Annotated in this window: 8 protein-coding genes and 1 pseudogene; 3 read left to right on the top strand and 6 right to left on the bottom strand. The window is 57.8% G+C overall.

Annotated elements, in window-relative coordinates; all coding sequences use genetic code 11:
- Window positions 1-2: 2 nt before the first annotated feature.
- The gene (locus tag LOY56_RS22740; protein WP_048396474.1) at window positions 3-371 is read right to left on the bottom strand and encodes a PilZ domain-containing protein; all 369 of its coding nucleotides are present in this window, start codon (window positions 369-371) and stop codon (window positions 3-5) included.
- Between the two features lie 155 nt (window positions 372-526).
- Here LOY56_RS22740 and LOY56_RS22735 point away from each other — a divergent pair, with 155 nt between their 5' ends.
- The 3 genes from LOY56_RS22735 to yjiA all read left to right on the top strand — a co-directional run bounded on the left by LOY56_RS22735 (window position 527) and on the right by yjiA (window position 3,878).
- Window positions 527-2,593, top strand: a complete 2,067-nt coding sequence (locus tag LOY56_RS22735) for a carbon starvation CstA family protein (RefSeq protein ID WP_258617219.1) — start codon at window positions 527-529, stop codon at window positions 2,591-2,593.
- 15 nt (window positions 2,594-2,608) lie between these two features.
- The gene (locus LOY56_RS22730; RefSeq protein ID WP_095633526.1) at window positions 2,609-2,806 is read left to right on the top strand and encodes a YbdD/YjiX family protein; all 198 of its coding nucleotides are present in this window, start codon (window positions 2,609-2,611) and stop codon (window positions 2,804-2,806) included.
- Window positions 2,807-2,906: 100 nt separating this feature from the next.
- Window positions 2,907-3,878: a GTPase gene (gene yjiA, locus LOY56_RS22725; RefSeq protein WP_258617217.1), complete on the top strand. Its 972-nt coding sequence runs from the start codon at window positions 2,907-2,909 to the stop codon at window positions 3,876-3,878.
- A gap of 129 nt (window positions 3,879-4,007) precedes the next feature.
- On the opposite strand, the pseudogene LOY56_RS22720 reads toward yjiA, so the two are convergent.
- The 5 genes and pseudogenes from LOY56_RS22720 to LOY56_RS22700 form a co-directional block, all read right to left on the bottom strand.
- A pseudogene (locus LOY56_RS22720) lies at window positions 4,008-4,247 on the bottom strand (FCD domain-containing protein); the annotation flags it as partial.
- 157 nt (window positions 4,248-4,404) lie between these two features.
- Window positions 4,405-4,959 carry a hypothetical protein gene (locus LOY56_RS22715; protein ID WP_258617216.1) on the bottom strand — a complete coding sequence of 185 codons (555 nt, stop codon included), beginning with the start codon at window positions 4,957-4,959 and terminating at the stop codon, window positions 4,405-4,407.
- Window positions 4,960-5,045: 86 nt separating this feature from the next.
- Complete coding sequence (locus LOY56_RS22710) at window positions 5,046-5,618, bottom strand: hypothetical protein (RefSeq protein ID WP_258617215.1); 573 nt, start codon at window positions 5,616-5,618, stop codon at window positions 5,046-5,048.
- A 248-nt stretch (window positions 5,619-5,866) separates the two neighbouring features.
- Window positions 5,867-7,120 carry a serine hydroxymethyltransferase gene (glyA, locus tag LOY56_RS22705; protein WP_007895259.1) on the bottom strand — a complete coding sequence of 418 codons (1,254 nt, stop codon included), beginning with the start codon at window positions 7,118-7,120 and terminating at the stop codon, window positions 5,867-5,869.
- Window positions 7,121-7,341: 221 nt separating this feature from the next.
- A complete protein-coding gene (locus LOY56_RS22700; RefSeq protein WP_258617214.1) occupies window positions 7,342-11,190 on the bottom strand; it encodes a bifunctional diguanylate cyclase/phosphodiesterase in 3,849 nt (1,282 codons plus the stop codon).
- Window positions 11,191-11,464: the final 274 nt, after the last annotated feature.

Raw genomic sequence — 11,464 nt, 5'->3', positions numbered from 1 at the left:
GGTCAGATTTCGATCAGTGCACCCAGTTCACGTTCCAGCTCTTGCGGATCCCCCAGATTGAACTCGATCAACCGCCGCAGGCGCTCAATGGACTCCAGACTGATGTGTTTGCAGACAAACCCGAGTTGACCATGGTCATCGTGGGTCAACATCACATCCATCTTGATCTCTACGTCTTCGTTAAGATGAATATCAACCAGGAAATGCCAGTCTGGATTACCCAGCCATGGCTCGGGCTTCTCGATAAGTAGCCCCTTGAGTGACAGGTCAATCAACTTCACCGGCCAGATGAATTCCCCTTGGCTCAGTTCGGTTCGGGCATCGAACGCAATACGTTTGAAGCGGCGGCGATCAGCAGGGTGGTCACTCATGGCGCAATCCTCTGAATGTCCGCTGACTATAGACCCGCATTGTTAAAGCCTGCCAGCAAGACAGGGTCTAGACCAACGTTGGGGTGGCCTTTGAGGCCAGTAGCGCTAAACTCGGGATGGCTGTCTTTCTTGTCCACTCTGGCTGGAATCATAAAATGAAAAATAATAATAGCCTGCTACGCCACTTACCCTGGCTGCTGCTGGCAATCCTGGGAGCGTGCGCCCTGGGCGTAGTGGCATTGCGCCGAGGCGAGGCGATCAACGCCTTGTGGATTGTGGTCGCCGCCGTGGCCATTTATCTGGTCGCGTACCGCTACTACAGCCTGTTCATCGCTAACAATGTGATGCAACTCGATCCGCGTCGGGCTACACCTGCTGTGCTCAACAATGACGGTCTGGACTACGTGCCGACCAACAAACACATCCTCTTCGGTCACCACTTCGCGGCCATCGCCGGCGCGGGGCCGCTGGTCGGTCCGGTATTGGCGGCGCAGATGGGCTACTTGCCCGGTACGCTGTGGCTGATTGCCGGGGTGGTGCTGGCCGGTGCGGTGCAGGACTTCATGGTGCTGTTCATGTCCACCCGCCGCAATGGCCGCTCCCTGGGCGACATGGTCCGTGAAGAAATGGGCCGCATCCCCGGGACCATCGCGCTGTTTGGCTGCTTCCTGATCATGATCATCATCCTCGCGGTGCTGGCGCTGATCGTGGTCAAGGCCCTGGCCGAAAGCCCGTGGGGGATTTTCACGGTGATGGCGACCATCCCGATCGCAATGTTCATGGGCATTTACATGCGCTACATCCGCCCGGGTCGCATCGGTGAAATCTCGGTAATCGGCGTGGCGTTGCTGCTGGGTTCGATCTGGCTGGGCGGGCAGATTGCCGCTGACCCGGTGTGGGCCAAAGCGTTCAGCTTCACCGGGATTCAGATCACCTGGATGCTGATCGGCTACGGTTTCGTCGCCGCAGTACTGCCGGTATGGCTGATCCTCGCCCCCCGCGATTACCTGTCGACCTTCCTCAAGATCGGCACCATCGTTGCGCTGGCGATCGGCATCCTGATCACCATGCCCGAGCTGAAAATGCCGGCATTGACCCAGTTCATCGATGGCACGGGACCGGTGTGGAAGGGCGGTCTGTTCCCGTTCCTGTTCATCACCATTGCCTGTGGCGCGGTGTCGGGTTTCCACGCACTGATATCCTCCGGCACCACGCCGAAGTTGCTGGATAACGAGGTTAACGCCCGTTACATCGGTTATGGCGGCATGCTGATGGAATCCTTCGTGGCGATCATGGCCATGGTGGCCGCTTCGGTGATCGAGCCAGGCGTGTACTTCGCCATGAACAGCCCGGCGGCGGTCGTCGGCGGTGACGTGGTGGCTGTGGCACAAGCTGTCAGCGGCTGGGGGTTCGCGATTACCCCGGAAGCGCTGCAAGCGGTGGCCAAGGATATCGGTGAAACCACCATCCTGGCCCGTGCCGGCGGTGCGCCGACCCTGGCGGTCGGTATCGCGCAGATCCTGCACAGTGTCCTGCCGGGTGAAAACACCATGGCGTTCTGGTACCACTTCGCAATCCTGTTCGAAGCGCTGTTCATCCTGACCGCGGTCGACGCCGGTACCCGTGCCGGGCGTTTCATGCTGCAGGACTTGCTCGGCTCCTTTGTGCCGGCGCTCAAACGCACCGAATCCTGGACCGCCAACCTGATCGCCACCGCCGGTTGTGTGGCGATGTGGGGTTACCTGCTGTACCAAGGCGTGATCGACCCGCTGGGCGGGATCAACACCTTGTGGCCGTTGTTCGGCATCTCCAACCAGATGCTGGCGGGTATCGCGCTGATGCTGGCAACCGTTGTGCTGATCAAAATGAAACGCCAACGCTATGTCTGGGTGACCCTGCTGCCAGCCGTGTGGTTGCTGATCTGCACCACCACCGCAGGCTTCATCAAGTTGTTCGACGCTAATCCGGCCATCGGCTTCCTGTCGCTGGCGAAGAAATACAGCGATGCGTTGGCCAATGGGCAAATCCTGGCTCCGGCCAAGAGCATCGAGCAGATGCAGCATGTAATCTATAACGCCTACACCAACGCAACGCTGACCGCGCTGTTCCTGTTCGTGGTGTTCAGCATCCTGTTCTATGCGCTCAAGGTCGGCATTGCCGCCTGGGGTACCAAAGAACGCACGGATAAAGAATCGCCGTTCCAGGCTCAGCCGGATGCGTAACCTGAGGATTGCACCATGTTCAATGACCTGAGTCGCCTCGGTAAATACCTCGGTCAGGCTGCGCGCCTGATGGTCGGCATGCCCGACTACGACAACTACGTCGAGCATATGCAAACCAGACACCCGGACAAACCGGTGATGAGCTACGAGATGTTCTTTCGCGAACGTCAGGAAGCCCGTTACGGTGGCAAGGGTGGGCCGAAGTGCTGTTGACCCGACAGCCAGGTTGATGCAATCCCTGTGGGAGCGGCGGTGCGGCGCTCCCACATTTGTTTTGTGTTGTTTCTTAATTTTGTGAAACAGGAGAACCCGTTTGTCCTCTCCCATTCCAGTAACAATCCTCAGCGGCTTCCTCGGCGCCGGCAAAACCACGCTGCTGCGCCATCTGCTCAAAGCCGAGCACGGCCTGAAAATCGCCGTGATCGAAAACGAATTCAGCGACTCCGGTATCGATACCCAACTGTTGGGCTTTGATCCGGTGCAAGTGATGACGCTGTCCAACGGCTGCGTCTGTTGCACCATCCATACCGATTTGACCAAAGCGCTGTACCTCCTGCTTGAACGCCTGGACAGCGGCGAAATCGCCTTTGATCGTCTGGTCATCGAATGCACCGGTCTGGCCGACCCGGCCCCGGTGGCGCAAACCTTTTTCATCGACGAAGAACTGCGTGAGCGCTACATCCTCGACGGCATCATCACCCTGGTGGACGCCGCCCATGCTGACCTGCATCTGACCCAGACCATAGCCCAGGCGCAGATCGGTTTTGCCGACCGTTTGCTGGTGAGCAAGCGGGATCTGGTGGACGAGCCGACCTTCACGGCGTTGAGCGAACGTCTGACCCGAATCAACCGTCGCGCACCGATCCGTGTAGTCGACCACGGCAAGATCGACTTGGCAGAACTGCTCGACGTGCGCGGTTTCAATCTCAATGCCGATCTCGGCGGTGGGGTAAGTCTGCGTCCAGCGAGCAAGGCACCGTCCATCGACCGTATCTCCAGCCTGGTGTTGCGCACCGACAAGCCGCTGGATATCGATAAACTCAGCGAGTTCATGAACGAACTGCTGGAAGACCATGGCAAGCAATTGCTGCGCTACAAAGGTGTTTTGAACATCTTGGGCGAACCGCGGCGGATGGTGTTTCAGGGGGTCTTGAAGTTGTACGGATTCGATTGGGATACGGAATGGGCCGATGCTGAAACACGCGAAAGCGTAATCGTGTTCATTGCCGATGATTTGCCGGAAGAGAAAATTCGCGAGGGGTTTGCGCGGGTTGCGGCGGAGTAAGCCCCTCGACATTTTCAGCGGGTCTGATGCCGCCATCGCGAGCAGGCTCGCTCCCACCGTTGATCTCAGGTGTTCACAAATTCTGTGTTCACCTTCGATCCAATGAGCGAGCCTGCTCGCGATGGTGATCTAATCGGCAACACGATTTTTGGCTGACTGCCGATCCAGGGTGCAGCACGCCTCCTCAAGGCGATCCAGATGCCGGGTCATCAACCTCTCGGCCGCCGTAACATCCCCACGCTCCACTGCATCGACAATCTCCGCGTGCTCCCGCCACCCGCAATAATCACCTGCCAGCGCGTCATACCGCGCGATAGCCAGCGAAGTCATTGGCACCAGGCTGCCAAGAAAATGTGCCAACGGAAAATTGGCATGACCGGTCTGACCAGTGGTGGTGATCATGCGTCCACCTGTGCTCAGGCATGCGTTCCTTGTGAGCGCATGCGCGTTAAGTCAGATACTCGTGAAGAGCATTTATGGCGAGGCGCATAAAGTGTTGGGAGGAAGGACTTTCAATTCCGCGCCCTTAATAAGGTACATTGCGCTGGAGGATGTTAAGTTTGAAGTCGAGAATGCCTGAACTGCGAGTTTGGCTGGTGCGAACGAATGTGCCAACTTTAGAATCATATGGGTTGCGGCTGAGTCCTGCTCGTAGCAGGTTACCACCTCGTGTTTGTATTCTTACAGTAGGCGTGTCGTTGTCGAGTTGGTCCAGTGTGATGATTTTTCCGTTGGCATCCAGCAGGTTGAATGTCGTCTGATTTCCATCGTTGGGTGTATAGGCATTTAAAAAATCGTCGCTCTCTTTGCTCAGCGTCATGTAGTAATACACGCCGTGGGTAAAGATATACAGTGTGTAGTAGTCGTTCAGGCACCTGAAGTAGAAGGTTAGTGCGTCGGGGGGGACTTCTGGTTTTAAGAAAAGGTAGTCCGAAACATCCATGTAGTGATCGAAACCGAAAAAATCGTAGTCCGGTTTTGGTGTGCGGGTGATTTTACCGTATGTCAACTTTGGGAAGTGGGGATAGCCAAAGCGTGTACTCAAAGTCGCAGTAAAGGATTTTTCCTGATCGGTGCTCATGTGTGTACCTTGAAGGTTGGGGGATCAACAGGCGATCGCTGTGGTGCCTGTGTGAAGATGCCGCAGGAGCTGTTCCCGGCGGCCTGTCAGATTTCGTTAGGGTTGCTCAGGAAGGAGGCGTTCCGCTCGATAATGCGCAGCTTGAACACCACGCCTTGCTCCTCGATCTCGGCTAGATAGCTGTAGGGCGCGCCCTTGCGAAGAAGACCGCCGATGTGTCCCGAGTTTCGAGCCTTGAGCCGGACTCTGTGAATATCATTCGGCATGTTTTCCAGCGTCATGATGTTGTTTTGACTGCCCAGGATATTGAAAGAAGTGGTGTCGCTGCCTGCAGGAAGGAATGCGCCAAGCACTCTCGCGGAATCCTTGCTTATACAATGCCCTGTGTAGGGTCCGTGAGAGCGGATGTATAAGGTGTAATAGTCGTTAGTGCATCGAAAATAGATGGTTAATGGCGCAATGGCCTCTATTTCTTCTTGTGCGCGACTGCCCAGTAAGTGAGAGTCGTTGCGTGTTGTTGGGGTGCCCGTATAGAAACCGCCACTGGCGAATGTGTCGAATCGAATGGCTGGATTCCCATGCAATGTTTGCAGAAACTCTACATGTCGGTTATCCAGCTCCAGTGTTGCAATGAATGATTTTTGTCGGTTGGTAGTCATAGTCGTCCTTGGCTGTATTGATGTGATTGCAGTCGGATAGTAATTGTTTTTGCAGGGTTGAAGTGGTTGTTATGTATTTCTGTATGTTGGTTGTTTTATTGTTGTTATAGGCTGGCGTAGGTGTTTTAAATAAGTGATTAATCAGTAATCAAGAGGGCGAATGTTTAATAACACGACGTGTCCGGTAAAATTGCAGGCGAAAAAAAACCCGGCTGATTAGCCGGGTTTCTTTATGTCACGAGTTGCAATCAGGCGCCGTACACCGGCAATTTCTTGCAGATGGCCTTGACCTTCTCACGAACGGCGTCGATCACCGCTTCGTTGGAAAGGTCTGCCAGGATGTCGCAGATCCAGCCGGCCAGCTCTTTGCACTCTGCTTCCTTGAAGCCGCGAGTGGTCACTGCCGGTGTGCCGAAACGCAGACCGGAGGTGACGAACGGGGAGCGTGGATCGTTCGGTACCGAGTTTTTGTTCACGGTGATGAACGCTTTGCCCAGTGCGGCGTCGGCGTCTTTACCGGAAATTTCCTGCTTGATCAGCGACAGCAGGAACAGGTGGTTCTGAGTACCGCCCGACACCACGTCGAAACCGCGCTCGATGAACACGCCGGCCATGGCCTGCGCGTTTTTCACCACTTGCTGCTGGTAGGCCTTGAACTCTGGCTGCAGGGCTTCCTTGAAGCAGATCGCCTTGGCAGCGATCACGTGCTCCAGCGGGCCACCTTGGGCGCCCGGGAATACCGCGGAGTTCAGCTTCTTCTCGATGTCGGCGTTGGCGCGAGCCAGGATCAGGCCACCACGTGGACCGCGCAGGGTCTTGTGCGTGGTGGTGGTGACCACGTCAGCGAATGGAACCGGGTTTGGGTAGACGCCAGCGGCGACCAGGCCGGCCACGTGAGCCATGTCGACGAACAGGTAGGCGCCAACCTTGTCGGCGATTTCGCGGAAACGCGGGAAGTCCAGAATCTGCGAGTAGGCAGAGAAACCGGCCACGATCATTTTTGGCTTGTGCTCAACCGCCAAGCGCTCAACTTCGTCGTAGTCGATCAGGCCATTGGCGTCGATGCCGTACTGAACAGCGTTGTACAGCTTGCCGGAGGACGAAACGCTGGCACCGTGGGTCAGGTGACCGCCGTGGGCCAGGCTCATGCCCAGAATGGTGTCGCCAGCTTGCAGCAGGGCCAGGTAAACGGCGCTGTTGGCTTGCGAACCGGCGTGTGGCTGAACGTTGGCGTAATCGGCGCCGAACAGTTCTTTGGCTCGATCAATTGCAAGCTGCTCAACCACGTCGACGAACTCGCAACCACCGTAGTAGCGCTTGCCCGGGTAACCTTCGGCGTACTTGTTGGTCAGTACCGAGCCTTGAGCTTCCATCACCGCAGGGCTGGTGTAGTTTTCCGAAGCGATCAGCTCAATGTGTTCTTCCTGGCGCTGAGCTTCTTGCTCCATGGCGGCAAAAAGGTCGGCGTCGTACTTGGCAATAGTCAAATCACGGCTGAACATGGCGGTCCTCAAGGATCGGGGCAGAAAAGGGGGGCATTCTAACCCAATGGGTTTTAGATGGCATATGAAAGGACATCATGTCGCAGACAAGTGGTGTTCATGCGGGGATCAGCGGTGATCGTGCCGGCCTCATCGCGAGCAGGCTCGCTCCCACAGGGGAACGCATTCCAAATGTGGGAGCGAGCCTGCTCGCGATGGCGTCATCTGAGGCACCAAAAAACTCAGTCAAACATGAACAACGCATCATTGCTGAACTGCGCCTCAAACCGACTCGCCGGCATTGGCCGGCCAAACAGATACCCCTGAACCTCATCGCAACCATGCTCACGCAGGAAGTCGAGTTGCTCGTGGGTTTCCACGCCTTCGGCGATCACCGCCAGATTCAGGCTGTGGGCCATGGCGATGATCGCCCGGGCAATTTGCGCATCCTGTTCACCCGAGGGCAGGCCATCGACGAAGGTGCGGTCGATTTTCAGCACGTCGATCGGGAATTGCTTGAGGTAATTGAGCGATGAATAACCGGTGCCGAAGTCGTCGACCGCAATGCTCAGGCCGAGGTTTTTCAGGCCATCGAGGATCTGCATCGCCTCGCTGACTTCGCGCATCAGGATACTTTCGGTCAGTTCCAGTTCCAGGCACGCCGGCGGCAGGCCGGTTTCCTTGAGGATGGTGGCGATTCGTGTGCCGAGTTGTCCGTCGGAGAACTGCCGCGCTGAAATGTTCACCGAGACCTTCGGCACTCGCACCTTGGCCTGGTGCCAGGTCTTGAGCTGACGGCAGGCTTCGCTGATCACCCAGTCGCCGACATCCACCACCAGCCCGAGCTCCTCGAGCACCGGAATGAAATCCCCCGGCGGCACCAGGCCGCGTCGTGGGTGGCGCCAGCGCAGCAGGGCTTCGGCGCCGGTCAGGCGTTTGCCGTCGCCGCTGAATTGCGGCTGGTAGTACAGCACGAATTCGTTTTGTTCCAATGCATGGCGCAAGTCGCTTTCCAGCTCCAGACGCTCCAGGGCGCTGGCATTCATGTCAGCCTGATAGAACTGGAAGTTGTTCTTGCCGCGCTCCTTGGCGTGGTACATCGCGGTGTCGGCGTTCTTCATCAGCTGACTGAGTTCGCTGCCGTCCTGAGGGCTCAGGGCGATGCCGATACTGGCGGTGACAAAGAACTCGCGGCCTTCCAGCACGAACGGTTTCACCAGGCTGGCGAGGATCTGTTCGGCCACATGAATCGCCCGGTTCAGCGCGATCTCCCGGTTGACCCGCGGTTGCAGCAGCAACGTGAACTCATCACCGCCCATGCGCGCCACGGTGTCGTCATCGTCGACGCAACCGAGCAGGCGCGTGGCCATTTCCTTGAGCATGCGGTCGCCGGCGGCGTGGCCCAGAGAGTCATTGATCGGCTTGAACCGGTCCAGGTCGAGGAACATCAGCACCACCCAAGCCTTCTGCCGTTCAGCCGATTGCAGCGCGGTGTGCAGGCGATCCTGGAACAGCGTGCGGTTGGGCAGGTGAGTCAGGGCGTCGTAATAGGCGAGACGGTGAATCCGTTGCTCACTGGCCTTGCGTTCGCTGATGTCGCTGAAGAAACACACGTAGCTGGCCAGATCGCCTTCGTCGTCGAGCACCGCGGTAATCCCGACCCAGGCTGGGTAATGCTCGCCACTGCGTCGTTTGAGCCAGACTTCGCCTTCCCAGGTGCTGTGCTGATGCAATTGCTTGAGCACATAGCGCAGATGGGCTTCCTGCTGCTCATCGACGGTGAGCATATTCGGCAACTGGTCGAGGACCTGGGCCACCGCATAACCGCTGACGCGACTGAAAGCCTCGTTGGCCTGGACGATGTAGCCGGCCGGGTCAGTGATCAGAATCGCCGAGGTCGAGTGCTCGAATACCGTGGCCGCCATGCGCAGGTCTTTCTCGGCCCGACGTTGCTGGCTGATGTCGCGACCGACCCCGAGCACACCTTCGAAGGCACCGTGTTCGTCCCAGACCAGCACCAGGCGCAACTCGATAGGGATCTTGCGTCCATCGGCCCGCAGGCAGTCGAACAGAAACAGCTGGGTCTGCACCTGACTGCGCAGCAGCGCCAGTTGTTCGGGTTTATCCAGCGCTTTGCTGACCCGGTCCATCAGGCTGTAAATGCCGGTCAGTTGTTGCGGGTTGGCGATGGTCGATTGCCAGCCATTCTGGAATATCCAGTCGGCGTCGAAGCCCAGCACAGCTTGCACCGAGGGGCTGACGTAGTTGAGCGCCAGCTTGCTGTCGGTGGAGAAAATCACGTCGCTGATGCTTTCGGCGAGCATCCGGTAGCGTTGCTCGCTGTCGCGCAGGGACTCACTGGCTTCGATCTGCTCGGTGATGTCCTTGGCCACGCCGATGATACGCGTGACCTGATCGTATTTGTCCCGCGCCAAGGCCTGTTCGCGAATATCGAAACGCCGCCATTTGCCATCGCGATGACGGAAGCGCAACTGGCATTGCATCAGTTGGGTGTAACCCGCGTGACGTTGCGACTGGCGTGAGCGGTGGTAATAGTCGGCATCCTCGGGGTGCAACAGGATTTCCCAGAAATACTCGCCCATCTGATGCAGATCGGTGCGGTTATAACCCAGTGTTTGCCCCAGGTGATGGTTGCTGAAGATCATCCGCTGGCTGACCACATCCTGCACATACAGATGATCCGGCACGGTGCGCACCACGTCGGACCAGAACCCTTCACGCTCCAGCAGCGACAATTCGATGAGCTTGCGACTGGTGATGTCGCTGATGCTCAGGATCACTGCCTTGTAGTCGGCCTGATCTTCCGGCAGACGCAGCACCAGCCACAAATGCTGGTCGCGGCCATTGGCGTCCTGAAGCTTGATTTCCAGTTCAAGCTGTTTCTGCTGATTGAGCACTGCTTCGAGCACTTGATTGCCAATGGCTGTGCAGTCCAGAGGGCTGCCGTCGACCAGCAGTTTCCAGGCCTGATCGCAGGAATTGACATTGAGCAGTTGCAGGGCGACCTGGTTGACTTCGGTGATGCGCAGTTCCTGCAGCAATTGCTGGCGGTGCTCCGGTGTCTCGAGCCAGGCCTTCAACTGCCCACTGCTGTTGAGTTGAGCCTTGTCGAAGATACTTTTGAGCCCGGACAGATCGAGCACGCACAGCGCAACGCCGGTGCCTTCAAAAATGTCTTGATAGCGTCGGCGGTCCTCATGCAGTTGCCGTTGACGGCGACGAATGCTCAGCAGAGCAATGAACGGCAACAGTGAAAAGACCAGCCCCAGCAGGCATTTGCCGATGAACGCCGGCAGCAGTTGTTCGATCACCTGTTGCCGGTCGAACAGCCCGCGCAGTTGCCAGTCGCTGTTGCTCAGGGGGACTGTCAGCACACTGTTGGCCAGTTCGTCGGTTGTCAGCACGGCCGGTTTGGCCGATGGCTGGGCGTCATCGCGGCTGATGATTCGATGATTGATGCGGTTTTCCGCCAACCACTGGGGGCGGATGCCGACGTCGCCCTGTTTGGTCAGAGAGGAGAAAAACGTCGGCGTCAGGCGCAGGAGCCAATAGTCGCGGCTGCTGCCGCTGGCCTGATGCAGGAGCAGGTGCACCACCGAACCGTCATCGGTGTTGCTGAAATAGTGGGCCTGGGCACGGCTGCGCTGAACCAATTCGCTCAGGTAATGGGCGTCCGGGCTGTCGGCGGCACTGTCGCTGAGGATTTTGCCGGAGGGGCTGAGCAGCGCCAGGCTGCGCAGGTCGGGCAGCGATTGTTGCAGTTTGCGCAGCAACGCCTGCTGCTCGTCGGGGCTTTGTGGTTGTTCGATGAACGGTAGCAGATTAAGGGCGATCTGGGCGTTGAGGGCCATGTTGAGGCTGATTTGCGCAGCCAGGTCGGCGGAGTAGTCGATGGTGTACTGGCGCTGGTTTTTCTGGGTTTCGCGAAGCTGATCCAGCAGCTGCCAGAGCAGCAGTGCGAGCAGCAACAGCACGAGGGTCGCCAGCGCGCCCTTCAAGGTTCCGCGCAGGGGCGAGCCGGTCGCAGGATTATGTGCGCTCACGGACGGTGGCGGAGAGACATTGGACAAACTGTAATCCTGGGGTTTGGCTGGACTGGCGCGACGAGCACTATAAGCCGGACGCCCGAAGGGCGGCTAGCATGCCTTGAGTTGTGGCGAAGTGCCAGTCCCGCTCGGCTGGACTGCCTTCTATCAATGAGGTAGCTTTGCCGGTTACGCGGGAGCGTTCCAGCTCCCAGGTTTTTTTCAGCGCGCACGCCTTGATACCCATCAATTGAACGACGCGCATGGCCTGGCCGGGCATCGCCTGCGCTCCAATCATTCATCAGTCACTGACCCAAGG

It is taken from the genome of Pseudomonas sp. B21-048 (assembly GCF_024748615.1).
Classification (GTDB): domain Bacteria; phylum Pseudomonadota; class Gammaproteobacteria; order Pseudomonadales; family Pseudomonadaceae; genus Aquipseudomonas.
Note: the sequence above shows the minus strand (reverse complement) of the source record. Positions and strands in the feature narration are given on the sequence as shown.